At 70.7% G+C, this 26,439-nt stretch carries 24 protein-coding genes and 1 pseudogene; 8 read left to right on the forward strand and 17 right to left on the reverse strand.

Translation table 11 applies throughout. The features are described from left to right. Window positions 1–3: 3 nt before the first annotated feature. The 3 genes from OO70_RS04120 to OO70_RS04130 are packed head-to-tail and all read right to left on the reverse strand — an operon-like array spanning window position 4 to window position 2,601. Window positions 4–771 carry an SDR family NAD(P)-dependent oxidoreductase gene (locus tag OO70_RS04120; protein WP_043664135.1) on the reverse strand — a complete coding sequence of 256 codons (768 nt, stop codon included), beginning with the start codon at window positions 769–771 and terminating at the stop codon, window positions 4–6. Further along, on the reverse strand, window positions 772–1,938 hold the full coding sequence (locus OO70_RS04125; RefSeq protein WP_043664138.1) for an acyl-CoA dehydrogenase family protein: 1,167 nt from the start codon (window positions 1,936–1,938) through the stop codon (window positions 772–774). A gap of 45 nt (window positions 1,939–1,983) precedes the next feature. Further along, the gene (locus tag OO70_RS04130; protein ID WP_043664141.1) at window positions 1,984–2,601 is read right to left on the reverse strand and encodes an HAD family hydrolase; all 618 of its coding nucleotides are present in this window, start codon (window positions 2,599–2,601) and stop codon (window positions 1,984–1,986) included. A gap of 118 nt (window positions 2,602–2,719) precedes the next feature. Here OO70_RS04130 and OO70_RS04135 point away from each other — a divergent pair, with 118 nt between their 5' ends. The 3 genes from OO70_RS04135 to OO70_RS04145 all read left to right on the forward strand — a co-directional run bounded on the left by OO70_RS04135 (window position 2,720) and on the right by OO70_RS04145 (window position 5,986). After that, window positions 2,720–3,100, forward strand: coding sequence for a DoxX family protein (locus OO70_RS04135; protein WP_043664144.1), 381 nt, complete (start codon window positions 2,720–2,722; stop codon window positions 3,098–3,100). Next, window positions 3,097–3,564, forward strand: a complete 468-nt coding sequence (locus OO70_RS04140; RefSeq protein ID WP_043664147.1) for a peroxiredoxin — start codon at window positions 3,097–3,099, stop codon at window positions 3,562–3,564. The genes OO70_RS04135 and OO70_RS04140 overlap by 4 nt, the downstream gene beginning before the upstream one ends. Window positions 3,565–3,628: 64 nt before the next feature. Further along, complete coding sequence (locus OO70_RS04145; protein ID WP_043664150.1) at window positions 3,629–5,986, forward strand: ATP-binding SpoIIE family protein phosphatase; 2,358 nt, start codon at window positions 3,629–3,631, stop codon at window positions 5,984–5,986. A gap of 9 nt (window positions 5,987–5,995) precedes the next feature. Here the strand turns inward: OO70_RS04145 and OO70_RS04150 are convergent, their stop codons facing one another. After that, window positions 5,996–6,430, reverse strand: a complete 435-nt coding sequence (locus tag OO70_RS04150; RefSeq protein WP_043664153.1) for a cupin domain-containing protein — start codon at window positions 6,428–6,430, stop codon at window positions 5,996–5,998. Window positions 6,431–6,529: 99 nt separating this feature from the next. Beyond that, the gene (locus OO70_RS04155; RefSeq protein ID WP_043664155.1) at window positions 6,530–7,360 is read right to left on the reverse strand and encodes an aldo/keto reductase; all 831 of its coding nucleotides are present in this window, start codon (window positions 7,358–7,360) and stop codon (window positions 6,530–6,532) included. Between the two features lie 133 nt (window positions 7,361–7,493). Here OO70_RS04155 and OO70_RS04160 point away from each other — a divergent pair, with 133 nt between their 5' ends. Continuing rightward, window positions 7,494–8,471, forward strand: coding sequence for a TauD/TfdA dioxygenase family protein (locus OO70_RS04160; RefSeq protein WP_043664157.1), 978 nt, complete (start codon window positions 7,494–7,496; stop codon window positions 8,469–8,471). 8 nt (window positions 8,472–8,479) lie between these two features. Here the strand turns inward: OO70_RS04160 and OO70_RS04165 are convergent, their stop codons facing one another. Continuing rightward, window positions 8,480–9,508: an LLM class flavin-dependent oxidoreductase gene (locus OO70_RS04165; protein WP_043664159.1), complete on the reverse strand. Its 1,029-nt coding sequence runs from the start codon at window positions 9,506–9,508 to the stop codon at window positions 8,480–8,482. Between the two features lie 72 nt (window positions 9,509–9,580). Next, window positions 9,581–11,089 (reverse strand): metallophosphoesterase family protein, encoded by a 1,509-nt coding sequence (locus OO70_RS04170; RefSeq protein WP_043664163.1) that lies wholly within the window; start codon window positions 11,087–11,089, stop codon window positions 9,581–9,583. A gap of 88 nt (window positions 11,090–11,177) precedes the next feature. On the opposite strand from OO70_RS04170, the gene OO70_RS04175 reads away from it, so the two are divergent. Continuing rightward, a complete protein-coding gene (locus tag OO70_RS04175) occupies window positions 11,178–13,466 on the forward strand; it encodes a zinc-dependent metalloprotease (protein ID WP_043664166.1) in 2,289 nt (762 codons plus the stop codon). Between the two features lie 73 nt (window positions 13,467–13,539). Here the strand turns inward: OO70_RS04175 and OO70_RS04180 are convergent, their stop codons facing one another. Next, entirely contained in the window at window positions 13,540–14,568 is a 1,029-nt protein-coding gene (locus OO70_RS04180) for an MHYT domain-containing protein (RefSeq protein WP_043664169.1), read from the reverse strand. Window positions 14,569–14,722: 154 nt separating this feature from the next. Continuing rightward, a complete protein-coding gene (locus OO70_RS04185) occupies window positions 14,723–14,905 on the reverse strand; it encodes an antitoxin (protein WP_043664173.1) in 183 nt (60 codons plus the stop codon). A 244-nt stretch (window positions 14,906–15,149) separates the two neighbouring features. Here OO70_RS04185 and OO70_RS04190 point away from each other — a divergent pair, with 244 nt between their 5' ends. The 3 genes and pseudogenes from OO70_RS04190 (at window position 15,150) to OO70_RS04200 (ending at window position 17,621) form a co-directional block, all read left to right on the forward strand. Next, on the forward strand, window positions 15,150–15,911 hold the full coding sequence (locus OO70_RS04190) for an SDR family NAD(P)-dependent oxidoreductase (RefSeq protein ID WP_043664176.1): 762 nt from the start codon (window positions 15,150–15,152) through the stop codon (window positions 15,909–15,911). Window positions 15,912–16,079: 168 nt separating this feature from the next. Then, window positions 16,080–16,752, forward strand: a pseudogene (locus OO70_RS51745) (SDR family NAD(P)-dependent oxidoreductase). Window positions 16,753–16,778: 26 nt separating this feature from the next. Next, complete coding sequence (locus OO70_RS04200) at window positions 16,779–17,621, forward strand: helix-turn-helix transcriptional regulator (RefSeq protein ID WP_043664179.1); 843 nt, start codon at window positions 16,779–16,781, stop codon at window positions 17,619–17,621. 65 nt (window positions 17,622–17,686) lie between these two features. Here OO70_RS04200 and OO70_RS04205 read toward each other — a convergent pair whose 3' ends face one another. From OO70_RS04205 to OO70_RS04240, 8 genes are read right to left on the reverse strand one after another with little or no spacing between them, the layout of a single operon-like run. After that, window positions 17,687–18,931 (reverse strand): MFS transporter, encoded by a 1,245-nt coding sequence (locus OO70_RS04205; RefSeq protein ID WP_043664182.1) that lies wholly within the window; start codon window positions 18,929–18,931, stop codon window positions 17,687–17,689. Window positions 18,932–18,962: 31 nt separating this feature from the next. Then, window positions 18,963–19,943: a sugar phosphate isomerase/epimerase family protein gene (locus OO70_RS04210; RefSeq protein WP_043664185.1), complete on the reverse strand. Its 981-nt coding sequence runs from the start codon at window positions 19,941–19,943 to the stop codon at window positions 18,963–18,965. Further along, window positions 19,940–20,551: a nucleoside deaminase gene (locus OO70_RS04215; RefSeq protein ID WP_043664188.1), complete on the reverse strand. Its 612-nt coding sequence runs from the start codon at window positions 20,549–20,551 to the stop codon at window positions 19,940–19,942. Before OO70_RS04215 ends, OO70_RS04210 begins: the two co-directional genes overlap by 4 nt. A 31-nt stretch (window positions 20,552–20,582) precedes the next feature. Next, window positions 20,583–22,109, reverse strand: a complete 1,527-nt coding sequence (locus OO70_RS04220; protein WP_043664191.1) for a GMC oxidoreductase — start codon at window positions 22,107–22,109, stop codon at window positions 20,583–20,585. A 34-nt stretch (window positions 22,110–22,143) separates the two neighbouring features. Continuing rightward, a complete protein-coding gene (locus OO70_RS04225) occupies window positions 22,144–23,274 on the reverse strand; it encodes an ROK family transcriptional regulator (RefSeq protein ID WP_199827259.1) in 1,131 nt (376 codons plus the stop codon). Window positions 23,275–23,282: 8 nt separating this feature from the next. Further along, complete coding sequence (locus tag OO70_RS04230) at window positions 23,283–24,632, reverse strand: carboxylesterase family protein (RefSeq protein WP_043664195.1); 1,350 nt, start codon at window positions 24,630–24,632, stop codon at window positions 23,283–23,285. Window positions 24,633–24,637: 5 nt separating this feature from the next. Then, window positions 24,638–25,528: a carbohydrate ABC transporter permease gene (locus tag OO70_RS04235; RefSeq protein ID WP_043664198.1), complete on the reverse strand. Its 891-nt coding sequence runs from the start codon at window positions 25,526–25,528 to the stop codon at window positions 24,638–24,640. Further along, window positions 25,525–26,436, reverse strand: coding sequence for a carbohydrate ABC transporter permease (locus OO70_RS04240; protein WP_043664201.1), 912 nt, complete (start codon window positions 26,434–26,436; stop codon window positions 25,525–25,527). The genes OO70_RS04235 and OO70_RS04240 overlap by 4 nt, the downstream gene beginning before the upstream one ends. Between the last annotated feature and the right edge of the window lie 3 nt (window positions 26,437–26,439).

Consider the following 26,439-nt stretch of genomic DNA (forward strand, 5'->3'; position numbering starts at 1 on the left):
CCGTCACATGACCATGCCACCGTCCACCGGCAGGACCTGCCCGGTGATGAAGGAGGCGGCGTCCGAGGCGAGGAACACGAAACTGCCCGCGACCTCCGCCGGCTCGGCCCACCGCCCCAGCGGAATGCGGGCGAGCATCTGGGCCGAGAACTTCTCGTTGGTGCGGATGGTCTCCGTCATGGGCGTGGCGGCCAGCGGCGCAAGGGCGTTGACCAGTACCCGCCGCCGCGCCAGTTCGCGGGCAAGGGATTTCGTCAGGCCGATGATCCCGGCTTTCGCGGCCGAGTAGTTGACCTGCCCGAGCGTGCCGACCAGGCCCGCCGACGAGGTGACGTTGATGATCCGTCCTGTGCCGTCGTCCGGCAGGAACGGCAGCGCGGCCTGCGCGCAGTGGAAGGTGCCCATCACATGGATGTCGAGGACGCGCCGGAACGCCTCCTCCTCCAGCTTGTCGAACATGGCCGGGGCGATGACCCCGGCGTTGTTCACGAGGATGTGCAGCGTTCCGTCGGCGAGTGCCGCCGCGCGTGCCACGGCCGCGTCGGCGGCGGGCCGGTCCCGTACGTCGAGTGCGGCGCTGTCCGCCGTCAGGCCCGCGGCGTTGATCTTCCCCGCGACGGCCGCGGCGGCTGCCTCGTCGACGTCGGTCACCAGCACCGCGGCACCCGCGCGCGCCAGCGCCTCGGCGACCGCGGAACCGATGCCGCCCCCGGCGCCGGTGACGAGCGCCGACCGGCCCGTGAGGTCGAACAGCCCTGTGCTGGCGGTCATTCAATAGCTCCTCGGGAGTCCCAGCGTGTGTGATCCCAGGTAGTTCAGGATCATTTCCTGACTGATCGGTGCGATACGCATGAGGCGGGCCTCGCGGAAGTAGCGGGCCACGGCGTACTCCTCGGAGTAGCCCATGCCCCCGTGTGTCTGCACCGCCCGGTCGGCGGCGGTGAACCCGGCGTCCGCGCACAGGTACTTGGCGGTGTTCGCCTCCCGCCCGCAGGGCCTCCCGTTGTCGTACAGCCAGGTCGCCTTGCGGAGCACGAGTTCGGCGGCGTCGAGGCGGGCGAGGGAGTCCGCGAGGGGGAACTGGATGGCCTGGTTCATGCCGATCGGGCGGCCGAAGACGATGCGCTCCTTGCCGTACTGGACCGCTTTGTCGAGTGACGCCCTGCCGATGCCCAGTGCCTCCGCCGCGATCAGCATGCGTTCCGGGTTGAGGCCGTCGAGGAGGTAGCGGAAGCCCTGGCCCTCCTCGCCGACGCGGTCCTCGACCGGGATGCGCAGGTCGTCGATGAAGAGTTCGTTCGAGGTGACGGCGTTGCGGCCCATCTTGGGGATCGGGCGGATGTCGATCCGGTCGCGGTCGATGTCCGTCAGGAACAGGGTCATCCCGTCGGTCCTCTTGGTGACCTCATCGGCCTTGCTGGTGCGGGTCAGGAGAAGGATCTTCTCCGACTCCATCGCCTTGGAGATCCACACCTTGCGGCCGTTGACGACGTAGTGGTCGCCGTCCCGTCGTGCGTACGTCGTGATGCTCGCGGTGTCGAGTCCCGCGCCCGGTTCGGTGACGCCGAAACAGACGTGGAGGTCGCCGGTGGCGATGCGTGGGAGCGTGCGTCGCTTCAGCTCCTCGGAGCCGTGCACCACCACCGGATGCATGCCGAAGATGGACAGATGGATCGCGCTGGCCGCGTTCATGCCGCCGCCCGACCGTGCCACTTCCTCCAGGAGCAGGCTGGCCTCGGTGATGCCGAGGCCGTGGCCGCCGTACTCCTCCGGGATCGTGATGCCGAGCCAGCCGCCGCCGGCGACGGTCTCGTAGAACTCCGTCGGGAACTCGTGCGCCTGGTCCTTCTCCATCCAGTACTGGTCGTCGAAGTCGCGCAGCAGTCCGGCGACGGACTTGCGGATCGTTTCCTGGTCCTCGGTCAGTTCGAAGTCCATAGACTGTGGACCCTTCTTCGGTCTGTTTTTGAAACATATCAAAGGTCAGACCGAAACTGTAGGGTCCAGATGTGCGGCGATCCGCGCGACCGTGCCGGCGTTGTCCTCGAAGAGGTGTGCCTGCATTCCCGCGGCCCTGGCGGCCTTGATGTGGGGAGCGAAGTCGTCGACGAACAGGCAGTCGCCGGGCCAGACTTGGAGCCGTTCGCAGGTGAGGGCGAAGGTCTTGGGATCGGGTTTGCGGACGCCGGTCTCGTGCGAGTAGACGATTTCGTCCACCAGCCGGTCGAAGCCGTACGCCGCCGTCTCCAGCTCGCGGGCGCCCACGAAACTGTTGCTGAGGATGCCCAGCCGGCAGCGCGGGCGCAGCGTCGCCACGTAGTCGATGAGTTCGGTGTTCGGGGTGCCCAGGTACTCGCCCCACAGGTCGGCCATGAAGGACTCGGTGTCCACCGGGCCCAGCCCCAGCCGGGCGGCCACCTGCTCGCGCACCTCGTTCTCGGCGATGGTCCCGACCTCGCCGGCCTCCCAGACGTCGGCCAGTCGCCCGTCCGCCGTGCCCTGCGGAAGGCCGAGACGCTCGTCCCAGCGGGCGAGCCAGCCCGTCGGGGGCGTGAGCTCCAGGACACCCCCGATGTCGAGGATCAGACAGCGCGCGTTCATGCGGTTTCCTCTCGTTCGTCTCCGCACGACCGTCGGGCCTCACCTTTGGACAAGGTCAACCGTCAGCACTGGCCTACCGTCAAGTAATATCGCGCGGCAGGCCATCAGAGGAGGAACCGTGCCACGGTCCGAACGCTCGTCGCTGTTGCTCGCCGGTCTGCTGGCGACCGCGGGAGTCGCTCACTTCGCCTCGCCGAAACAGTTCGACGCGACGATCCCGAGCGCCCTGCCGGGGACGCCCCGGGCCTGGACGTACGCGAGCGGTGCCGTCGAACTGGCGCTGGCCGCGGGGATCGCGCTGCCGCGCACCCGGCGTACGGCCGCGCTCGCCGCGGCGGCGTTCTTCGTGGGCGTGTTCCCCGCCAACGTGAAGATGGCGCTGGACTGGCGGGACCGCCCGGCCCCGCAGAAGGCGGCGGCCTACGGGCGGCTGCCGCTGCAGGTGCCCCTCGTACTGTGGGCCCGCAGTGTCGCGAAGAATGGGGAGGGACAGTCATGACAGGACGCCTGAACGTCGGCGACAAGGTCGAGGACTTCACGCTGCCGGACGAGACCGGCGCGGAACGCAGCCTCACGGAACTGCTCGCCGAGGGGCCGGTGGTGCTGTTCTTCTATCCGGCCGCCCTGTCCGCCGGCTGCACCGCCGAGGCCTGCCACTTCCGTGATCTGGCCGCCGAGTTCGCGGCTCTCGGCGCGCGGCCCGTCGGCATCAGCGGCGACTCCGTCGACAAGCAGCAGGAGTTCGCCGGGAAGCACACCCTCGGCATGCCGCTCCTCTCGGACACCGACGGGACGATCCGGGAGCTGTTCGGGGTCAAGCGCGGGTTCTCGCTCGCCCCCACCAAGCGGGTCACCTTCGTCGTAGGAGAGGACCGCACCATCCTCGAGATCGTCTCCAGCGAACTGCGTATGAACACCCACGCCGACCGCGCCCTCGCCGCACTTCGCGCCCACCGGAAGTGACCCAGGGGCCGCAAATGCCGTATCGCGGTTGATGCGGCGCGGTAAAGGGACCATCCTGGACGATATGGAGCAGGCCTCCGCCGCGGCGGTCATCGATGTCCGAGGCATCGTGACGGGGTGGAGCGAGGGTGCCCGCTCACTGACGGGTTACCCGGCCGAGGAGGCCGTGGGGCGGTCGGTGGGAGCACTCCTCGCCGAACCTCCGTCCGCCACGTCCGTGGCCGCCCTGGCGGGCCCGGTGGTGCTACGACACCGGGACGGCTCCCCGCTCCCGCTCACGGTGCGGGCCTGCGCGGTGCTCGGCGCGGACGGTACACCGGACGGATACGTCCTCACCGCCGAACCGCCCTCCGCATCCGCATCCGCGTCCGCGTCCTCGCCCACGCTCGCTGAGCAGGCCTTCGAGCAGGCGTCGATGTCACTGTCCGTCTTCGACACCGAGCAGCGCTACCTCCGCCTCAACGACGTCGCCTGCCGCGTGATGGGCGTGCCGGAGGACGTCCTCGTCGGCCGCTACTTCCCGGAGAGCGTGGAGGACGCCGACCACAGCCGGAGCTTCCTGAGCAACCTGCGCCTGGTCGCCGAGACGGGCAGACCGGTCCGCTACAACAGCTGGGCGGGCGCTCCCGCCCTGAACCGGGAGCACGCCTGGAGCATCGAGATGTGGCCCCTCAAGGACCCGTCCGGCCGGCCGACCGCGGTCGCCCTCGCGGCGTTCGACAGCACCGAGCAGTACCTCGCCCAACAGCGGCTGGCCCTGCTCAACGAGGCGGCGGCCGGCATCGGCACCACCCTCGACGTGGTCCGCACCGCCGAGGAACTGGTGGAGATCCTCGTCCCGCGCTACGCCGACTTCGCCAGCGTGGACCTGCTCCCGTGGGTGCTCGGCGCCGACGAACCACCGCCGGCCCCGGACGGCGAGATCGTGCTGCGCCGCGTCGCCCACGGCTCGGTCACCGAGGGCACACCGGACGCCGCCGTACGGCTGGGGGAGGCGGACGTCTACCCGCCGTTCTCGCCACCTGTGCAGGCCTTGCGCGCGGGGCGGGCGGTGCGCAGTCAGGCCGGCGAACCCGACTTCGTCCGCTGGGTCGATGACCGCAACGCCCGCTCGCCCGAGGGGAGTCCACACCGCAAGGGCGTCCACTCGATGATCGCCGTGCCGCTGCGGGCGCGCGGCACCACGCTCGGCGTCGCGGTGGGCGTCCGGATGGCCCACCCGGACGACTACGCCGCCGACGACGCCGTACTCGCCGAGGAGTTGGCCAGCCGCGCCGCCGTCTGCATCGACAACGCGCGCCGCTTCGCCCGCGAGCGCTCCACCGCGCTCGCCCTCCAACACAGCCTGCTCCCCAGGGACTTGCCCGGGCAGGCGGCGGTCGAGGTCGCCCACCGCTATCTGCCCTCCGGGTCGCTCGCGGGCATCGGCGGCGACTGGTTCGACGTGATCCCGCTGTCCGGCGGCCGGGTCGCGCTCGTCGTTGGCGACGTCGTCGGCCACGGCATCCCGTCCTCGGCGACCATGGGCCGGCTCTGCACGGCGGTCCGTACGCTCGCCGACGTCGACCTGCCGCCCGACGAACTCCTCACCCACCTCGACGACTTGGTCACCCACCTCGCGACGGACGACACCGGCGACGAGGTCGCGGAACTCGGCGCCACCTGCCTCTACGCCGTCTACGACCCCGTCTCGCGCCGGCTCACCATGGCCGCCGCCGGGCATCCACCGCCGGCCGTCGTCCTGCCCGACGGGACCGCGAGCCTCGTCCCCATGGCCGCGGGACCACCGCTCGGCGTCGGCGGACTCCCCTTCGAGGCGGTCGAGTTGGAGCTGCCCGAGGGCGCCGTCGTCGCCCTGTACACGGACGGGCTGATCGAGGACCGCGACCGCGACGTCGACCATGCCAGCGCCGAACTCTGCCGCGCGCTCACCGCGTCCGCCGAGTCGCTGGACGCGCTGTGCGACTCGGTGCTGAAGGCGGTGATGCCGGAGGAGCCCAGCGACGACGTGGCCCTGCTGCTGGCGCGCACCCGGGCCCTGGGCGCCGACCGGGTAGCCACCTGGGACATCGAACCGGACCCCGCGCACGTGGCCGGGGCCCGGCAGTCCGCCACCGAGCAACTCACCGCCTGGGGACTGGACGAGGAGGCCTTCGTCACCGAACTCGTCGTCAGTGAACTCGTCACCAACGCCATCCGCTACGGCGAACCGCCCATCCAGCTCCGCCTGATCCGCGACCGCGCCCTCATCTGCGAGGTCTCCGACGGCAGTTCCACCTCACCGCATCTGCGCCGCGCCCACGCCTACGACGAGGGCGGACGTGGACTCCTCCTCGTCGCCCAGCTCACCCAGCGCTGGGGCAGCCGGCAGACCGGCAGCGGCAAGACCATCTGGGCCGAACAGCCGCTGCCGACGGACTGACCGGAGGGCCTACTGGAAGGGGCAGCCGGGGTTCGGCGCGTCCTCCGAGAACGGCGATCCGTGCGGCAGGACGTACAGCACGTCGAGGACGAGAGGGGTGTTCCCCAGATTGCGGCCGATGTGGACGTGGTCCGACCCGGCCGGTTCCTGGATGGTGCTGCCCGCCTTGTACACGCCGTCGGAGGCGCAGTCGGAGTCGAAGTGGCTGAGCGTGCCCTGCTTGACGAAGCCGTACAGGGGGCCGTCGTGGTAGTGCCAGCCGGTGGCCTGGCCGGGCGGAATGGTGATCTCGCGCAGCGTGTAGTCGGTGTCGCCGATCGTGGTCTGGCTGATCAGCTTGGCGGTGACGCCGGGCCCGGCGGGTGTCGCCTGGGCGGTGCCGCCGATCAGCAGAACGGCGGCGGCCACCGCTCCGGTCACGGCGGTACGGAACGCGTTGCGCATACGAGGGCCTTCCGGTGAGATCTTGAGCCTCCGCCGTGAACATAGAGGCAGGGAAGGCGAGTTGGGGGCGGAAACACGCAACTTCCACCCCCGGGATGCTCAGAATTCCTCGTGCGTTTCCGGGTCCCCGCCCAGCCGCTGGGGCGTGTGGTCGGAGATCGCGGCCAGTTGGGCCGGGCCGAGTTCGAAGCCGAAGATGTCGAGGTTCGCGCGCTGCCGGTCGGGGTCCGCCGACTTGGGGATCGGGATGGCCCCGAGCTGCGTGTGCCAGCGCAGCACCACCTGGGCCGGCGTCACACCGAAGACCTCGGCGACCGTCACGACGGTGGGGTCGTTCAACAGCTCGGAGCCGCGCCCGAGAGGACTCCAACTCTCGGTGAGAACGCCCTTCTCGGCATCGAAGGCACGCAGTTCGTCCTGCGGGAACAGCGGATGCAACTCGATCTGGTTGACGGAGGGCGGCACGCCGGTCTCCTTCTCCAGGCGCTCGATGTGTCCGGGCGTGAAGTTGGAGACGCCGATCGACCGGACGAGACCCTCCTCGCGGAGCTTGATCATCGCCTTCCAGGAATCGACGTACTTGTCGACGCGGGGCAGCGGCCAGTGGATCAGGTAGAGGTCCACGTACTCCACCCCGAGCCGCACCCGGGACTCCTCGAAGGACGCGAGGGTCTCCTCGTAGCCGTGATGGCGGCCCGGCAGCTTCGTCGTCACGACGATCTCCTCGCGCGGCACGTCGCTGCGGGCGATGCCACGGCCGACGCCGGTCTCGTTGCGGTAGTTCGTCGCCGTGTCCACCAGGCGATAGCCCATGCGCAACGCGCCGTCGACGGCCTCCTCGGCCGTCGCGTCGTCCATTGGCCAGGTGCCCAGGCCGATGGCGGGGATCTTCGTACCGTCGTTGAGCGTGTGCGTCGGGATGCTGATCACGGTCGGACCTTCCCTTGGATGTGCGGTACAGCCAGTATGGGCGACCGGAACCCCTGTCGCCCTGTGCGGGGATCGCTGACACGATCTTCCTCGGAACCGGTACGAGCCGGTACGGACGACCTACGGAGCACGTATGACCACGGACAGCAGCGGTACGACGGACGAGGCGGTGCGGGTGGACGGGATGGAGGTGAGGCCGGCCGCCGGGCACATCGGGGCCGAGATCACCGGGGTCGATCTGGCCGGTGACCTCGACGACGCCGTGGTCGCCGCGATCCGGGCGGCGGTACTGCGCTGGAAGGTCGTGTTCTTCCGCGGGCAACGGCTGGACCACGCTGGGCATGTGGCGTTCGCGCGGCGGTTCGGGGAGCCGGTCGTGCTCGGGCGGCGCGGGAGCGCGTCACCGGAGGGCTTCCCCGAGGTCGAAACGACCGCCGACCGGCTGGAGTTGGGCGGACGCTTCGGCATGGAGCACGAGGAGTGGCTGGAGCGGCGACGGCACACGCTGCTGCGCGGCTGGCACTGCGACCACGGCGCCCGCGTCGACCCGCCGGCCGCGACGATCCTGCGCGCCGAGACCGTCCCGGCGTACGGCGGCGACACCACCTGGTCGAATCTGGCCGCCGCGTACGCCGGACTGTCGCAGCCGGTACGGGAGTTCGTGGACGGACTGCGCGCCGAGCACCGGCTCGGCGTCGGTTATCAGCCGCGGCCCGGCGACGACGCCTACGTCCGCCACCTCCTGGACCACCAGGTCGCCTCGGTGCACCCGCTGGTACGGGTGCATCCCGAGACGGGTGAGCGGGTGCTGTTCGTCAACGGCTACTACCTGGAGCAGATCACCGACGTCTCCCGCGCGGAGAGCGCCGCGATCCTGGAGATGCTCCTCGCACAGGCGACCCGGCCCGAGTACACGGTCCGGTTCCGCTGGGAGCCGGGCAGCGTGGCCTTCTGGGACAACCGGGCCACCATCCACCTCGCCCCCGGCGACAACGCCCACCTCGGCTTCCCCCGGACCATGCACCGTGTGATGCTCACCGGCGACATACCGGTCGGCGTGGACGGCAAGCCCTCCGAGCCGATCGTCGGCACCGAGCCCGGCCGCTGGTGACACCGGGGTCAGGCGGCGGGTTTCCACCCGAGGGCCGGTCCCAGTTTCGCCGCCATGTCCGTGAGGATCTGCACGTAGTCCTCGTGCTCGAAGGTGAACGGCAGCGCGAACGCCACCTCGTCGATCTCCCTGAACGCGGCGTGCGCGTGCAGGAGTTCGGCGATCTCGTCGGAGGTACCGACGATGTCCGGCGCGAACATCAGCCGGGCCGGGCCCTGGGGCGAGGCGGTACGAGGAGTGCGCTTGCGGGCGAACTCCTCGTACTTCGCGCGCTGTTCGGGTGACGCGGAGTCGGTCGGGATGACCACCAGCCCCTGGGAGACCCGGGCGGCGTCGCCGTCGGGGTGGTGGGCGCGGAACGTACGGATGTGGGAGAGCTGGATCTCCGCGAAGTCCCTTGACTCGTCCGGTCCTTCGGCCTTGACGACACTGCTCGTCAGGAAGTTCATCCCGTGCTCGCCGGCCCACTTCGCCGAGCTCGTGCTGCCGCCGCCGTACCAGAGGCGACGGCCCAGACCGGGGGAGTGCGGCTGCACCCGGTCGGAGAACACCTCGAAGCCCTCGACCCCGCTGAAGTCGGTGGCCGGCTTGCCCCGCACGAAGTCCAGCAGCCGCCGCACCCGCTCGTAGCCGAAGTCCTCGACGTCGGCCGTGTCGGGGTACAGCGCCTCCTTGAGCTGCTCGAAGTGCATCGGCGGCCCGACGCTCACACCCGGGTTGATACGACCCCCGGAGAGGATGTCGACGGTCGCCAGGTCCTCCGCCAGCCGCAGCGGGTTCTCCCAGCCGAGCGGGATCACCGCCGTGCCGAGTTCGATACGGCTGGTGCGCTGCGAGGCCGCCGCCATGACGGCGACGGGGGAGGAGATGCCGTACTGGAGATGGCGGTGGCGCAGCCACGCGCTGTCGAAGCCGAGGCGCTCGCCCAGTTCGATGATCTCCAGCGTCGACTCGTGGCCCCGGCGCGGATCGGCCTCGTCGAACAGGCCGATGGTCAGGAAGCCCAGCTTCCGCAACGGGCGTGAGGTGGGCGACACGGGCTCCTCCGGCTGTCGTACGGCAGTGCTGTTCTGTCCCGATTGTGGCAGGTGAACATTGCGGGCGTGTGATCAGTGCAGCGGGATGGTGATCTCGTCCTCGACCGGCGGGTCGATCTCCTGGGCGCGATTGCCGGTGGCCGCGAAGCAGCGCAGACGGACCGCCTCCGGGGTGACGTCCAGCCGCAGGAAGCACTTGAAGAACGGCGGGCTGTACGTCACCGAGCTGGGCGAGAACAGCTGGGTGTAGATCTTGCGCACCGGGAGCCGGAAACGGGAGGTGCGGTCGGGACGGCCACCGGCGCCCAGCAGGCTCGCGACCAGGCGGATCCGGCGGGTGATGCGGACCGGCGGGCCCGGCGTGCGGGTCGGCGGGATGCCGAGGCGCTCGCAGATCACGGCCGACGCCTCGGCCTCGGTGAGGGTGAAGAAGCGGCGCAGACGCAGCCGACGTCCGTACAGCCTGCTGTAGAAGGCCAACGAGTCGCCGCGCAGCGGATAGCAGCGGAAGTCCTGCTCGGTGACGTTGGCGATGTCGACGCGCGGGACGGTGTGGGTGGCGTGCATGAACGCGCCGCCGCCGCCCGAGACCACGTACTGGAGCGTGCGGCCGTCCGCCAACCGGACCGGATACCGCTGGTAGTTGTGGATGTCGCCGCCTATCGCCGCCACGAAGTGGTGGGCCGGATCGCTGACGATGTCGTCGACCGTGCCGCCGCCGTCGATGGCGCAGGGGTGGTGCTCGCCGTCCACGTACAGGGGCGAACCGGTGAGGAGGATCTTCGGCGTCGGCCCCTTCGCCACCTCGCGCAGCCAGGCACCCTGTTCGGCGTCGATCGTGCCCAACAGCCCCGTGTCGATGCCTATGATTCGCACCGGTCCCGCGTCGATCGCCCAGTACGGGCCCGGCTGCACGGCCTGTTGGAGCGGCGAGGACCGCAACTGTCTTGCCTTGTCCAGGCGTTGGCCGTCGGACGGGCGGGCGTGGTGCCACAGCAGCGAGCGCCACCAGGCACGCGTCAGGGGGCGCGGCTTCGACTGCGGTGCGGGCAACGCGGGCGCGTCGTCGCAGAAGACACGCATGAAGCCGCCGAGACCCTCGTACCAGTCGTGGTTGCCGGGTATCGCGTAGATCGGCGCCGGGTAGTGCTGGTACGGGCGGAAGAACTTCGTCTCGTAGTCGTCCGCGGTGCCGACGGGATAGATGACGTCACTGGTGACGACCGCGAAGTTCGTTCCCTGACTGACCTTCAGAAAGCCTGGTACGACGGCGTATTGGGGGTCGTCGCCCTCGCCGGTGTCGCCGATGACCATGAAGGAGAAGGTGTCCGGGTCATCGCGTCGGATCACCTTGTCGGCAGGTGCTCCGGCGGCCGTGCGCTGCGCGGCCCAACGGCTGCGGGTGTCGCCCGTGGGGTCCCCGAACCAGGACGCCAGCACGCCGTTGCGTGCGGCCCACAGGGTCTTCGGGTCGAGCCACGAGACCTTCTCGACGTGGGACGGCATGAGTTGCTGGTACGCGCCGCGCTCCGCGGTGCCCCAACCGGCGCCTTCGGCGGTATCGCGTGAAGATTCAGACACCGGCGAACCGTAACAACCAGCCATGGCGGGCCGAGCGGCGGGGGCCTGGCAACATCAACGCGACGATGATCGACCGAAAGGCCCCCGCATGCCCGGCGAAGCCGACTTCCTCGACCTGATCCCCGACCCCGAACTCCGGTCGGACCGGCTGCTGTTGGGCATCCGCCACTTCGACGAACCCTTCCTCCTCACCGTCTCCCTCTCCCAGGGCCTGGGCTCCAGCGACCTGTGGCTCGACCGGGGCCGGGCGGGCAAGACATGGCTCGCGGAGTTCCGCCGGGTCGGCGACCGGGTCCTGTTCGCCGTGCGCAACAAGCACTTCCTGACCTCCGGCGACGAGGCCGCCGTACGGGCCGGGGAGGAGTCGTTCGCGCTGTCCGTGGTGTGGAGCGCGCCCGTGCTGCGCGAGGAGAACGGGGCGGCGGTCGTGGACGCCACCGGGCTCGTCCTCGCCGACCACGACCGGATCGCCGAGCATCTGCACGCACGCGAGCAGGGCGACTACACGGTCGACGAGTCCGCGAGCCTCCCGCTTCTCGCCGACAGCCGCACCGGCCCCGGCGCCGTCCGCCTGCCCGCGCTCCTCACTTTCCGGGGACCAGGGCGCGGACCGGCGGTCCGGGCCGTCGCCGCCGACCCGCGCGCCCTCACCGTCGTCCAGCAGCTGACCCTGATCCGGCTCCCGTCATCCCCGCTGCCCGTCCGGCGCTACCACCCCGCCTCGGGCGGCTACGGCATCGGCTACGCCGACCACGGCCTCGTCGGCCGGGCGAGCACCCAGGTCAAACTCCAGCCCCGCTTCCGCGCCGAACCCGGCGGCGCCCCGATCGTCTTCCAGGTCGACCCGGCCGTCCCCGAACCCTTCCGCTCGGCGGTCGTCGAGGGCGGCAACTGGTGGCGGGACGCCTTCGCCAGGATCGGGCTCCCGGACGCCTACCGGGTCGAGCCCGGCGGCGACGGCTTCGATCCGTACGACCCCGACGTCAACGGCGTGGTCTGGGTGCACCGGGCCGGCCGCGGCTGGTCCCTCGGACAGGGCCTGACCGACCCGCGCACCGGCGAGATCCTGCACGCCCGGGTACGCCTCGGCTCCCAGCGCGTCGAACAGGTCCGCGCCCTCGGCGAGGCCCTGCTCGCACCCTACGGCCGCACCGACGAGGCCGAACGGCTCGCCGCCGTCGAGGAGTTGGTGCTCGCCCGGCTGCGCCAGCTCGCCGCGCACGAGATCGGCCACGCACTCGGCTTCATGCACAACTTCGCCGGGACGCACCACCCCGAGCCGTCCGTCATGGACTACCCGCACGCGCGGATCCACGTCACGGAGGAGGGCGACCTCGACCTGTCCGCCGCGTACGGCACGGGACTCGGGCCCTGGGACCACTTCCTGGTCGCCCACGCCTACGGCCGGTTCGACGCCTCCGAGGAGGAGAGCGCGCTCGCCGAACTGCGCCGCCAGACCGCCGAGTCGGGCCTGACCTACCTCTCCGACGAGGACGCCCAGGGTCCGAACGCCGCCCACGCCGACGCCGTGCCCTGGGTGAGCGGGCCGGACGCCCTCCAGGCGCTGGAGACGATGCTGCGGATCCGCCGCATCGCGCTGGACGGGTTCTCCCGCGGGGTGCTGCCGCCCGACCGGCAGACCGGTGAACTGCAGGAACGGGCAGTCCTGTTGCAGCTGCTGCACCGCCACGAGGTGACGGCGGTGGCCCGGCTGGTGGGCGGGGTGCGCTACGCATACGGCCTCGCGGGCGAGGACGGCCGGGGCGCGGAAGCCGTCGACGCCACCACTCAGCACACGGCGGTGACCCGGCTTGCCGAGCTGCTGCGCGCCGAGCAACTCGCCCTTCCCTGGGCGGTGTTGGACACCCTCACCCCGCCCGCGATCCGCTACGGCCGGACGGAACAGTACCTCGACACCGGTGCCGGACGCGTCTTCGACCCCTTCGAGGCCGTACGGGTCGCGACCGCACTGGTCACGGAGCACCTGCTGGACCCGGCCCGCCTCAACCGCGTGGCCTGGCAGCATGCCGCCGACCCCGCGGTGCCCGGTGTCACCGACATCGTCGACGCGCTTCTCGCGACCACCTGGCGCCGTACCGACCCGGTGCCCGCGGAACTGCCCGGCGGAGTCGCCGTGCAGCACGCGGCGGACTGGACGCTCCTGAACCACCTGCTGCCCCTGCTCGACGACGCCGCTCTGCACGCACCGGTGCGCATGGCGCTGCGCGGTGCCGTACGGCGGCTAGGGACGGAGCTGCGCTGCCAGGGCGACGAACAGGCGCGTGAGGCAGGGGAGTTGATCCGGGCCTTCCTCGCCGATGCCGGGTCGGTACGGGTCGACCCGCTGCCTCGGGTGCCGCCCGGCGCGCCCAACTGAGCCCGTCGTAGGCCTGCATGACGTTCATCGGGGCGGCGGGTGACCGAACTCGGGCCGTGGCGCGCGCTGTTGGTCACCATTCCTGGGACCGTTGTGGGGCCCTCTGTGGGCCCCGGCGGTCGCGTGCGGGATTGGCGGTCGGGGTGTCGTAGGCGCTTCGGGGACTGACCGGTGGTGGGACGGCCGCGCGCCTGCGTGGGGCGCGGTTGCGGCGGCTGCCGGGCGGGGCGGCCGGGCTCTCGTACGGGGCCGATCGGCCGATCACCGGGCGGGCCCCCGTGTCGAAGAGCGAGTCGGGGCGCTGCGCGGGCTGCTTACGGGCGGCGTCCGAGTCGACGGGGTGGCGGGTGAAGGAGCGGTCCCAGTTGCCCTCGCCCATCACCAGCAGCGGGTCGAACATCACGACGACCCCGGCCAGTACCAGGAAGACGATCGGCCCCAACAGCATGGGAAGCAGAAGGGAGTTGGGCGAGTCGCCCGCCCACGCCCCGCCGGTGCCGTGCAGATGGACGCTCACGGCGGCCATGCCCGTGTAGTGCATCCCGGACACGGCCACGCCCATCACCAGGCTCGCGCCCAGGCTCGTCAGGAAGCCCCGGATGGAGACGGCCGCCCACAGGGCCGCCGTCGCGGCGACGATCGCGATCACCACGGAGAGCGCGACCGTGCTGGTGCGGTACTCGATGTCGCCGTTCAACTTCAGAGCCGCCATGCCCAGATAGTGCATCGCGGCGACCCCGAGACCGGTGATGACGCCGGCCGCGGAGAGTGTGCCGGTGGTGGCGCCGCGGTAGCCCACGGCGAACACGCCGATACCGACCACGACGATCGCCACGACCAGACTTAAGACCGTGAGGCCGACGTCGTAGCCGATCCGGGTCTCCTCGACCTGGAAGCCGATCATCGCGATGAAGTGCATGGTCCAGATGCCGGTGCCGATCGACGCCGCGCCGAGCGCGAGCCAACCCGCCTTCCAGGACTCCTGGTTGTACAGGGACCGCACCACGCAGCGCAGTCCCAGAGCCCCTCCCAGGCAGGCCATCAGATAGGCCGCCACCGGAGTCACCGCACCGTAGCGGAACCCGTCGATCGTGCCTTGCATGAGCCAACTCCCCCCAGAGTTCTGGCTTCCTGTGGGGGGAGTATGTATGGATCGGGGCCCGGCTGCGCAACCTTTTCACACCAGTGGTCGGTTAACTCTCTGCTTCCGGGTCATCACTTGGGGCGCATCGAGGGTGATACGGGGACAGAAGCGGTCACGGCTGCTGGGGCTTCTCACGGTCGATGAAGTCCTTGGCCTTGTCCTGCGCCATGTCGACCTGCTTGGCGTGCTTGCCGCCCGTGCGTTCGTCGACCATGTCTCCCGCGCGGTCCACGCCTTCCTTGGCCTTGTCCGAGTGCTGGCCCAGCATTCCCTTGACCTTGTCCATGATCGACATGGCTGTCCTCCTTCGGACGTGCGTTGGCCCTCCCAGCATCCCCCGCCTTCCCGAAAGCCGCATTTCGGTGCCGGAAGCCGCATTTCGTGCCGGAGGGTGCCGGAGCACGCCAGACAGGGATCGGTTGTCCCTGGATCGGTTGTGCCTTCATCCGCCGGGGCGCCGCCGGAATCGTGGGCGGTGGCGGGGTCACCGCTCGTGCACCGCGCACGACGACCCGCCACCCGTATCCGAGGAGACCGACATGAGCCGACACACCATCGCCCTGATCACCGGCGGGAACCGTGGCCTGGGCCGGGCCACCGCCCTCCGGCTCGCCGAGGCGGGCACCGACGTCATCGTGACCTACCGGTCCAACAAGGACGAGGCCGCGGCGGTCGTGGACGCGGTCACCGCGCTGGGCCGCAAGGCGGTGGCACTGGAACTGGACACCACCGCGTTCGACACCTTCCCCGACTTCGCCGCGACCGTCCGGGACACCCTGAGCGCGACGTGGGACCGGGACAGCTTCGACTTTCTGGTCAACAACGCCGGTGTCGCCGCCCTCACGCCCCTGGGCGAGACGACCGTCGAGGCCTTCGACCTCATGGTGAACGTCCACTTCAAGGGCGTGTTCTTCCTGACCCAGACGCTGCTGCCGGTCCTCGCCGACGGCGGCCGGATCGTGAACGTGTCGACCGGCCTGACCCGGTTCGTCCACGAGGGCTGGTCGGTGTACGCCTCGGCCAAGACCGCCATCGAGACCTACAGCCGGTACCTGGCCAAGGAACTCGGCGGGCGCGGCATCAGCGTCAACGCGGTCGCCCCGGGCGCGACCGCCACCGACTTCGGCGGCGGCGTGATCCGCGACGACCAGCAGCTCCGCGCCCAGCTCACCGGCCACACCGCGCTCGGGCGGGTCGGCACCCCCGAGGACATCGGCGGCGTGATCGCCGCGCTGCTCGCACCGGGCACTGGCTGGATCACTGCGCAGCGCATCGAGGCTTCGGGCGGGGCACTGCTGTAACGCTCCGCGGGGGTCGACGGCCCGCTCGACGCCGACCCGCCGCGGCAGCAGCGCGCCGCGCCCCGCACCTGCCCGTCGTACGCCTTTCTCCTACGACTTTTTCCTACGCCTGTCTCGTGCACCCTCGTCCTCTGCCGCCACGCGGCCCCACCCCAGGAGCGACCCCTCATGGCGAAGTCCGCACCGACCGATCCCGACCTGACCGGGAAGCTCGCCGTGGTCACCGGCGGCAGCGACGGGATCGGGTTCGGGTTCAGGCTCGCCGGCCGTCTCGTCGCGGCCGGAGCCGAAGTGATCCTGCCGGTGCGCAACTTGGCCAAGGGAGGGGACGCCGTCGGCCGTATCAAGGCCGCCCAGCCGGGCTCACGAGTCTCCACCCGCGAACTCGACCTGTCCTCACTGGACTCCGTGGAGGCCCTCGCCGCGACCCTGATCGCGGAAGGGCGGCCCGTCCACTTCCTGGTGAACAACGCCGGGATCATGGAGGCGGCCGGGTGACCTCCCAGACGAGCATGTCGGCGAACATGGGCAGTATCAACTGGGACGACCCGCAGTGGCGCCGGACGTACAGACCCGCTCGCGCCTACAGCCAGTCCAAGATCGCGCTGATGCTCTTCGCCCTCGAACTCGACCGCCGTAGCGCACAGTTGGGATGCCCGCGCTGTACGCGGCGACGAACCCGGCCGCGCGGGGCGGCGCGTTCTACGGCCCCGGAGGCTTCCGGCACCTCAGCGGCGCCCCCGCCGAACAGGACATCTACAAGAACGCCCGCGGCGAAGCCGACGCCCGGCGGATCTGGGACCTGTCCGAGGAACTGACCGGCGTCCGCGTCCCCGCCTGATTCCCCGCCTGAGAAAGAATCACGTCATGGACCGAGCACAACTGTCCGACTTCCTGCGGACCCGGCGCGAGGCACTGCAACCCGAGGACGTCGGCCTGCCCCGCGGGCCGCGCCGACGCACCCGGGGCCTAAGGCGCGAGGAGATCGCCCTCCTCTGCGGAATCTCCGCCGACTACTACGCACGCATCGAGCAACAGCGCGGCCCCCTGCCGTCCGAGGCCATGCTCGGCGCCCTCGCCCGCGGACTGCACCTGACGCTGGACGAACGCGACCACCTGTTCCGGATGGCCGGCCACAACACACCCAGCCGCGGTCTCGGCACCGACCACGTCAACCCCGGCATCATGCGCATCCTGGACCGCCTGACCGACACCCCCGCCCAGGTCGTCAACGGCCTGGGCGAGACCCTGGTGCAGACCCGTCTCGCGGTCGCGCTGGTCGGCAACGAGACCGAGTTCACCGGCCTCAGACGCAGCTTCGTCTACCGCTGGTTCACCGACCCCCGTGCCCGACGGATCTACCCCGAGGCCGACCACTCGCTCAACAGCCGCGTCTTCACCTCAGACGTCCGCGCCGTCTACTCCCGGCAGGGCGCCCACTCCCGGGTGCGCGAGACCGTCGAGGCGCTCCTGGCGGAGAGCGAGGAGTTCGCCGCCCTCTGGAGCGACCACGAGATCTCGCTCCGCAGGCCCGACGACCGCAAACGCATCATCCACCCCGACCTCGGCACCCTCGACCTCCAGTGCCAGATCCTCTACGACACCGACCAGGCACAGGCCCTCCTCGTCTACACCGCCACACCCGGCACCGAGAGCCACGAGAAGCTCCAGCTCCTGTCCGTCGTGGGGGACCGCCGGCCGCACCTCTGAAGCCGCCGTGTGCGCTGGCGATCGATGGACTTGTGCTGCTGTGCGGGGTGATGACAGGGCCCCGCTCAGGCAAGCACGAGTGGCTCGAACTCATCGGTGTCGCGGGCGTCCCGGGTGCGGGACACGGCGAGCAGGAGAGCTTGGAGGACCGCTCCGGACAGGCCCACCCACAAGGCGAACCGATAGCCGACCCGGTCGGCGAGGAGCCCGCCCAGGGGTGCCCCGACCGCCACCATCCCCCAGTTGAACGAGCGGATCGTGGCGTTCATCCGCCCCCGCAGCCGGTCGGGCGTGACCGCCTGCCGATAGCTCATCTCGACGGGGCTCTCGAGCGAGATGGCGCAGGAGACCACGAAGAAGGCCAGCGACACCGACACCAGGGCCCACGGACCGCGCTGGGCGAGAACCAGCGGCAGCCAGCCGACGGCGGCGACGAGACGGCCGGCGATCAAGGTGGCACCGACGTCGAACCTCCGCGCCACCCGCCCGGAGAACGCGCCGCCGAGCACACCACCGAGCCCCGCGCAGGCATAGGACACGCCCAGCCCGAAGTCCCCGATCTTCAACTCACGCAGCGCGAAGACCACGTAGACCGTGCTCACGACGGTGTTGAAGAGCAGCATCAGGTGCGAGGTCAGCGCGATGGACGCCAAGGTCCGATGGCGGTAGACCCAGGCCACGCCCTCACGCAGCTCGCGGACGAGACCGCGCCGCGCGCCACGGTCGGGAACCGGATCGGGGGCCTTCACCGAGGTGAGCAGCAGGCCGGACACCAGATAGCTGACGGCGTCGACGAGCACGGCGAGCGGCGCGCCGACGAGCTTGATCAGCACCCCGGCGATCAGCGGCCCGGTCGACCCGGCCGCCGCGTCGGCCTGCCCCACCCGGGCATAGCCCGCGTTGAGGAGATCCTTGGGGACGAGCTGGGGCACGTAGGAGTGGTTGGCCGCGTCGAAGAACAGACAGAGCACCCCGAAGGCGAAGACACACGCGCACAGTGCGGCGATGCTCAGCCGGTCCAGCGCGTACAGCAGCGGGATCGCACCCAGCAGGGCGGCCCTGCCGAAATCCATGCCCACCATGACCGGCCTGCGCCGACAACGGTCCACCAACACCCCGGCCACGAGACCGAAGAGCAGATACGGAGCCCAGCGGGCCGCACTGACCAGCCCCACCTCGGTGGCGGAGGCGCTCAACGTGACGGCGGTGAGGATCTGCAGCGCGAGCCCTGTGATCTGCGAACCGAATGCCGAGACGGCGGAGGCGGTCCAGAAGCGCATGTACCCAGGGACATCCACCAGGCGGGGCATGATCGGACCGTATCAGCGAACTGCGGCCGGACTAACGGGTGTTGGGGGCAGTCTCTGCCGGGGAGGTGGCCGCGAAGCGGGAGGGGCACGCGACGACCGCCGTCGCCACCGCTCTCCCCGCCCGCAGCGCGGCAACCGGATCGGCCGCCTCGTCCAGTTCGATGAGTACCGTGTCGGCGCCGGGTGTGCGGGACATCGCGTCGGCCCAGCCCTTCCAGTCGACGATGCCCGTGCCCAGTTCGGTCATGTAGGGCTGCTGCTGGGCGAAGACCGTTTCGTCGACGGTGAGTTCGACGTCGATGGGCTTGATCGCGTCCTTCCAGTGGGCGAGGGCGATGCGTTGTGCGTGACGGCTTGCCACGGCCACCGGGTCACCTCCGCCGAGGGCGATGTGGCAGGAGTCGGGGCACAGCCAGACGTAGCGCGGGTCGGTGAAGGACATGAAGAGGTCGATGTCCCGCTCGTACCAGAGCGTGCTGTTGGACTCCGTGTGGAAGGCGAGCCGCACGCCCTGCCGGGAGACGGCCTCGCCGACAGCGTGGGCGATGTCGGCCATGCGGGTCATGTAGGCGGCGTCGACGAAGAGGGGCGGACGCGTGCCGAAGGTCGTGCGCATGGGCAGTCCCGTGACGAGGAGTTCGGCCCCCACGTCGGCGAGGAAGGCCGCGCGTCGTTCGGCGTCGGCGACGATCGCGGGCAGGTTGTCGGCGTCCCGCCAGTCGGGGCAGTCGCTCCCGGCGATGAACGCGCTCACGACGGACAGGCCTCGGGCCGCCAGCTCGCGGCGGAAGGCCGGCGCGCTGCCGAAGGCGCGTAGCGCGGACTCGATGTCGCCCGGCGCGAAGGTCAGTTCGAGGCCTGTGACATCGGCTTCGGCGAGCGCTTCCATGACCCGGACCCAGAAGTCCTTGGGGTTCGCCAAGGCCCACTCGCGTACCGCGTCCGCGGAGGCGAGGCCCCAGAAGTCCGGGTGGTAGAAGGTGATGATGTCGGTGGCGAAGCGCGGGGTCACGCGGTGCCGCCACGGGCGTTGTAGACGACGATGCCGTCCGCTTCGTCGACGGCTTTGCGGTAGTTCCGGAACACGGCCAGCGCCTCGTCCCGGAGGACGTCTCCTACGACCGCGATGCCGCGTGCCTCGAACTGCTCGGCCCAGTCCGCGCCGAGCGGGCCTTCGTCGAACGTGGTGATCTCCTCCAGTTCGGGGCCTTCGCCCGCGACCACCAGGCTGCGCACCCCGGACCACATGGTGGCGCCGTAACACTGGATGCAGGGGCGCCAGTTGACGACGAGTTCGTGGGTCGGGAGGCCGGTTGCGCCCAAGTCCCAGCCGCCGGTGGCCGTTTGGGCCAGGCCGAGGGCCACGACCTCGGCGTGTGCGCTGGAGACACCGGAGGCGAGGACGACGTTCACGCCCACCGAGACGATCCGGCCGGTGTCGCGCTCGGCGACGAGAGCGGCGAACGGACCGCCGTTGCCCTCCCGCCAGTTGCGGTCCGCGAGCCGGTGCACGAGGCGCATCCGGTCCTCGCGGCCGGGGACGACGGCGGATACGTCGGCCAACTCGTCGTCGATCCACGCCGGCAGTGCCACGCGGTATTCCTTGGCGATCTCGATCACGTTCGGGCTTCCTTCATGTTCGGGCTGCATGTCAGTGTGCCGCGAGCGGCGCGGTGCGGGTGGTGACGGCCCGGGCGGCTCGTACGGCGGTCACCGCGCCGGTCAGGGTGACGTTGGCGGCCATCGCGGTGGGGATCACGCCGGTGCCGGCGACGTACAGGTTGTCGAAGCCCCACACCCGGCCGTCGGGGTCGCACACGCTGGTTCCGTCGTCGGCGGTGCCGGAGCGGACAGTGCCGGTCAGGTGGAGGGACGAGCCGGGTGGGAGCAGGGCGAGTTCGGTCGCGGGGTCGAAGGGGCCGAACTCCTCGGCCAGGGAACGGACTTCGGTGAGTCCCCGGTCGATCAGCGCGCGGTCGGTGTCGGAGTAGTCGAACTCGACGCCAATGCGCGGGAGTCCGGCGAGGTCGGTGTCCAACTCCGAGAAGACCAGGCGGTTCTCGGGGCGTGACTCGACGGGCGTGAGCAGCGCCAGGCCCACGGCGTGGGCGAGGGGGCGGCCGTTCTCGTCGACGTATGTCCGGTTCATGATCTGGCCGTGGAACGGCTGTGCCGCCCCGTTCTGCGGCAGCCACAGCGAGTCCGTGCTGAACTCGCCGGTGCGGGGGAGCGGCAGTTCGTCGAGGGCGATGCCGAACCGGTCGAGATCCAGCAGCACTTGGGCGGTGATGAACGCGTGCTCGTTGAGGTAGCGGCCCAGTGCCTCGGGGCGGATGCCCGAGGCGAACAGCAGTTGCGGGGTGCGCAGCGCGTCGGCGCACACGATCACGGTGTCCGCGTGGAGTTCGGACTCGGTGCCGTCGGCGACGCGGCGCAGTCGGGTGCCGGTGACCCGGCCCTCCGTGACCAGCAACCGGGTGGCGAGCGTCCCCGTCAGCAGGGTGAACGCCGGGTCGCCGCCCGCCGCGAGCGCAGGGAAGATCGTCCCCGGCGCGGTGCGCGGCATCGGGCCGGAGGCCGTGGCCGTGACGGCCATGGGCATCGGCTGCGGGCGTCGATCTGCGGGTGCGGTGTCGTCGTAGCGGCGGCGCAGTACGTCGAGTACGGTCCGGCCGACCTCGGTCGGGCCGATGGGGGAGGGGGTGACCGCCAGCACGCGGCGCGCGGTGTCCAGGTCGGCCGCCCAGCCGGCCGGGTCGCCGAAGTCGAAGACCTCGTCTCCGGCGGGCCAGGGGGTCGCGGCGGTCCAGTGCACGCCCATGCCGCCCGCGTTCCAGGCGAGCGCCGTCGCGGGCATCGCCTCGGCGTCCTCGCCGAAGGCCAGGGCGTGGAACATGCCGGGTGTCAGGTCGGCGAGGCGGTCGGGGACCTCGCGCACCACCTCGGCGCCGGTGTACATGGCCTGGATGCCGCTGTCGACCTGTTCGTTGTAGCGCGACCAGAGGGCCGGGTCGGCGACGTCGTGCAGATGCAGTCCGGGTGCCTCACCGATCGCGCTGCCGCCGTCGACCATCGTGATGCCCAGCCCCGGATCGCTCTCACGCAGCAGCCGGGCCACGACGGAACCCATGATGCCGCTGCCCACGATGAGGACGTCGGTGTGCGGGGTGTCGGTCACAGGAAGACTCCAAAGTCGGTTGGTGTGGGGGGAGTTACGCGCTGGGGACCAGCGGTCCGAACAACTCGGTGTCCATGCGGTCGAGCGCCAGCTTCACGGCGCCGATCAGGGCGGCGTCGCGGCCCAGGCCGGTGGCGCGCAGTTCGATCGCGGGGGTGCGGGCGACGCGCATGGCCTCGCGCACCCGGGGGAGCAGCACATCGGCCGCGTCCTCCAGACCGCCGCCGAGCACGATGAGTGAGGGCGCGACCGTCCACGACAGGGTGGTGAGGATCGAGGTGATGTTCTCGACGAACTCGTCGACCTCGGCGAGCGCTTCCGCGTTCCCGGCGCGGGCCGCGTCGAAGCGTTTCAGAGCCACCTTCCGTTGGGCCGGTTCCGGTGAGCTCAGCAACGCCACAGGGCGGTCGGCGATCGTGTCGGTCGGGATCGAGTGGGCCTCGACGATCTCGCCCGCGGCGCCGTCCAGCCCCCGGTGCACGGCGCCCCGTATGAGGATGCCGAGGCCGGTCCGGTTGCCGAGATGCGCCCATACGACGTTGTCGTGGTCAGCGGCCACACCCCGCCAACGCTCCGCCAGGGCACCGAGGTTGGTGTCGTTGTCCGCGAACCAGGGCATCCGGATCCGCCGCCCCAGCTGGGCCGGGAGATGCACGCCCTCCCAGCGCGTGGTGTGCACCAGGCGGCGCACGACACCCTCGTCGTCGATGGCGCCACCGGCCGCCACCGCACCGGCGCGCAGCCGCTCCGGCGAGCCGCCCGCGTCGTCGAGTGCCTCCCGTACGAGGGACGCCGCGTCGTCGAGCGTGGTCTCGGGGTCCTGGTAGGCGCGCAGCGGACGGTGTGCCCGGCCGACGATCCGGCCGCGTACGTCGGCGATGACCGCGGAGGCGTCCGCGGTGTTGATGTACACCGCCGCCAACAGGGCGTGTTCCGCGCGCAGTTCGTACCGTCGGGCGGGACGTCCGGCACTGCCGCTGGTCGGTATCCGCTCCAACTCGGCCACCCAGCCCGCCTCGACGAGCGAGTCCAGGATCAGCTCGATCGTACGGCGGGACAGACCGGCCCGTTCGGCGAGCGCGGTCAGTGTCGTCGGTCCCGCCGACACCGCGAGCGCGCGCAGGATGACCGAGGTGTTGACGCGCCGCACGGCGCTCTGGTTCATCCCCGACATCAACACCCCTTCACCTCCTCGGACTTGCCCCGTACGACGGGATCGAACACGCCGGTGGTGTCGGCCACCGGGGTCGCTCCGGGGCGGCCGTACTCGCGGGCCGGATCGCCGAGCGCGCCGGTCGCCCTTGTCCAGCCGGCCTCCTCGCCGTGCACGAACCCAATCAGATCCGCATGCATCCAAGTGGCCAGCTCCGCAGGCGGGTTGGGGCCGAGCGCCTCGGGGACACCCGGCGCGTCGAGGACGTCGAAGAAGAACGGGATGTCCAGGCAGTGCGTGGCGCCGTCCAGAGGCCACTCGAAGGAGTACAGCCAGGTCCCGGCACCTGCATCGCGGCGGGCTGCCGCCGTGCGCGGGCAGGCGGCGCGGAACAAGGTGTCCGTCACACGGGTGCCGGCAGCCCTGGCGGTGGCGTTCGCGACAGGGTCCGCAGCGGCCGCATCGCCGTCGAACTCGTCGCCGGTCGCACCGAGTAGCAGCGGTACGTCGTGGCCGTGCCGGGCGAGCCCCTCGGCGACGGGCGCCGGCAGGAGGTCGTCGCCGACAACCGGGCCGAGCGGAGGCCGATCGCTGTCACGGAGATCGAGGACGGCTTGCTGGAGCCGCTCAACGGAGCAACTGGCAAATCCGTCCAGGGTCGGTGTCACCCCGAGCCGCTCACCAAGTCGCCCCAGATAGCCCCGCACCGCGTCCTCACCCACGCCGAGGAAGGCCCCTGACATGCTCACCGCCCGCTGGAAACGGCCCGCACCGGCGGGGGAGGAGAGCAGCGCGAGCACTGCCGCGCCCCCTGCCGACTGACCGGCGAGCGTGACCCGCTCCGGGTCACCGCCGAACGCGGCGATGTTCTCCCGCACCCAGTCGAGCGCGAGCAGGATGTCGCGCAGCGCGAGGTTCGTCGGCATGTCGTCCAGTACGGCGAATCCGTCGACGCCGAGCCGGTACCCGACCGTTACGCAGACGACCCCGTCACGGGCGAAGGCGCGGCCGTCGTACCAGGGACTGGCCGGGCTGCCGGCGAGGAAGCCGCCGCCGTGGATCCAGACCAGCACGGGGAAGGGCGCACGCTCGTCGTCCGCGAGGGGTGCGACGACGCCGAGGTTGAGGAAGTCGTCCCCGGGGATCGACGGCTCCGGGATGGTGGTCGTGACGAACAGCGGAACGCGCTGTGAGGTCGGGCCGTGGCGGGAGGCGTCGTAGGGCTCGGTGAACCGGGCGCGGGGGACCGGGGCTGCGAACCGCCTTACGCCGGTGGGTGGTTCGGCGTACGGGATGCCGAGGAAGCGGCGTACCGCGCCGGTGCGACGGCCGACGATCGGGCCCGCGGGAGCCTGCACGATCTCGGTCATGGGGGTCACCGCATTCCCGATCCGGCGATGCCCTGCACGAAGTACCGCTGCAGGAACAGGAAGAGCACGAGGACCGGCAGCATCACGACGAGCGCGCCGGCGAGGACCAGGCCGTAGTCGGTGACGTGCTGGGCCGCCTGGCTGGTGGCGGCGAGGCCGACCGGCAGGGTGTAACTCGACGTGCTCTGGGCGACGATGAGCGGCCAGATGAAGTTGTTCCACGAGGTCAGGAACGACATGATCGTGATCGTAGCCACTGCTGGACCGGCCAGTGGAAGGAAGATCCGGAAGAAGATCCGGAACTCGCCCGCGCCGTCGATCCGTGCCGCCTCCAGCAACTCGTCGGGCACCGACTGCGCGTACTGGCGCATGATGAACACCGACAGCGGCAACGCCACACCGGGCAGCGCGATTCCGGTGAGGGTGTCGGCCAGGCCCATGTCGACGGTGATCACGAACTGGGTGACGAACACCGTCGTGAACGGGACCATCATTGCCGCCATCACCGCGCCGAACGCGAGCCGCCTGCCCGCGAATTCGAGCTTGGCGAGGGCGTATCCGGCGGCCGACGCCGCCACGATGTTGCCGATCACCACCATGAGGGCGACCAGGACACTGTTGGTGAGGAAGCGTCCGAAGCCCTCGGTGCGGAAGAGCCGCACGAAGTTGTCGAGCGTGACGTGCTGCGGCACCCACGCGCCCGGGTCGGCGCGGATCTCGTCGAGACCGCGCAGCGAGCCGCTGACCACCCAGTAGAACGGCAGCAGCGTGAGCAGCGCGCACAGCACCAACGCGCCGTACAGCAGGGGGCGGCCAACGGACCGTGTGCGTACGGCGGTTCGGTCCTCGGCGGCGGTCAGGTCGGCGTCGTTCAGCGACGCGGCTACGGCGGTCATGTGCGGGGCCTCAGCAGTCGGAACTGGACGACACTCACCAGCAGCACGAGCAGCAGCATCACGAAGGACGCGGCCGAGGACATCCCCAACTGGCCGGACCCGAACTGGTGGTAGGTGTACAGCGAGACGGACTCGGTCGACCCCAACGGGCCGCCGTCGGTGAGGAGGTAGGGCTCGTCGAAGACCTGGAGGTAGAAGACGGTCAGCAGCACCGACACCATGAGCGTGGTGGGCAGCAGGAGCGGCAGGGTGATGTGCCTCAACTGCCGCCATTTTCCTGCCCCGTCGAGCGCGGCGGCCTCGTACACGTCCTCCGGGACGGCCTGAAGTCCGGCCAGGAACAGGACCATCGCCGTGCCGAAGTTGCGCCAGACGCCGAGCAGGATCACCACGGGCATGGCGAGGTGCGGGTCGTCCAGCCAGTTCGGTCCGGCGAGGCCGACGTATCCCAGCGCCTTGTTGACGGTGCCGCCCGCGTTGAAGGCGTACTGCCAGATCAGGGCGACCGCGACGATGTTGGTGACGACCGGGGCGAAGAAGACCGTGCGGAACACGCCACGCATCCGCCGGATGCCGGAGTTCAGTGCCACGGCGAGCGCGAAACCGATCGCCATGGTCAGTGGTACACCGACGGCCACGAAGACGGCGGTGTTGAGGATGTCCCGCAGGAAGGTCGGGTCCTGGAACAGGCGCAGGTAGTTGTCCAGGCCGGTGAAGTCGACCGCGAGGGGGTGGCGCAGGTCGGAGCCGCGCAGGTCGGTCAGGCTGAAGCCGAGCGCGGCCACCGTGGGGATCGCGGTGTAGAGGACGAACACGGCGGCGAACGGCGCGAGGAACAGCCAGGCGACCGCCGTGTGACGGGAGCGACGCCCCTTGCTGCGCGCCCCCGGGACGAGCGTGGTGGTCATCCG

It is taken from the genome of Streptomyces xylophagus (assembly GCF_000716435.1).
Lineage (GTDB): Bacteria > Actinomycetota > Actinomycetes > Streptomycetales > Streptomycetaceae > Streptomyces > Streptomyces xylophagus.

Coding starts and splice junctions, on each gene's coding strand:
- OO70_RS04160 (WP_043664157.1), top strand. CDS start 7,494: ATGACCACGGACAGCAGCGGTACGACGGACGAGGCGGTGCGGGTGGAC.
- OO70_RS04235 (WP_043664198.1), bottom strand. CDS start 25,528: ATGACCGCCGTAGCCGCGTCGCTGAACGACGCCGACCTGACCGCCGCC.
- OO70_RS04200 (WP_043664179.1), top strand. CDS start 16,779: ATGGACCGAGCACAACTGTCCGACTTCCTGCGGACCCGGCGCGAGGCA.
- OO70_RS04230 (WP_043664195.1), bottom strand. CDS start 24,632: ATGACCGAGATCGTGCAGGCTCCCGCGGGCCCGATCGTCGGCCGTCGC.
- OO70_RS04175 (WP_043664166.1), top strand. CDS start 11,178: ATGCCCGGCGAAGCCGACTTCCTCGACCTGATCCCCGACCCCGAACTC.
- OO70_RS04225 (WP_199827259.1), bottom strand. CDS start 23,274: ATGAACCAGAGCGCCGTGCGGCGCGTCAACACCTCGGTCATCCTGCGC.
- OO70_RS04180 (WP_043664169.1), bottom strand. CDS start 14,568: ATGCAAGGCACGATCGACGGGTTCCGCTACGGTGCGGTGACTCCGGTG.
- OO70_RS04205 (WP_043664182.1), bottom strand. CDS start 18,931: ATGCCCCGCCTGGTGGATGTCCCTGGGTACATGCGCTTCTGGACCGCC.
- OO70_RS04185 (WP_043664173.1), bottom strand. CDS start 14,905: ATGTCGATCATGGACAAGGTCAAGGGAATGCTGGGCCAGCACTCGGAC.
- OO70_RS04145 (WP_043664150.1), top strand. CDS start 3,629: ATGGAGCAGGCCTCCGCCGCGGCGGTCATCGATGTCCGAGGCATCGTG.
- OO70_RS04130 (WP_043664141.1), bottom strand. CDS start 2,601: ATGAACGCGCGCTGTCTGATCCTCGACATCGGGGGTGTCCTGGAGCTC.
- OO70_RS04190 (WP_043664176.1), top strand. CDS start 15,150: ATGAGCCGACACACCATCGCCCTGATCACCGGCGGGAACCGTGGCCTG.
- OO70_RS04240 (WP_043664201.1), bottom strand. CDS start 26,436: ATGACCACCACGCTCGTCCCGGGGGCGCGCAGCAAGGGGCGTCGCTCC.
- OO70_RS04120 (WP_043664135.1), bottom strand. CDS start 771: ATGACCGCCAGCACAGGGCTGTTCGACCTCACGGGCCGGTCGGCGCTC.
- OO70_RS04125 (WP_043664138.1), bottom strand. CDS start 1,938: ATGGACTTCGAACTGACCGAGGACCAGGAAACGATCCGCAAGTCCGTC.
- OO70_RS04140 (WP_043664147.1), top strand. CDS start 3,097: ATGACAGGACGCCTGAACGTCGGCGACAAGGTCGAGGACTTCACGCTG.
- OO70_RS04150 (WP_043664153.1), bottom strand. CDS start 6,430: ATGCGCAACGCGTTCCGTACCGCCGTGACCGGAGCGGTGGCCGCCGCC.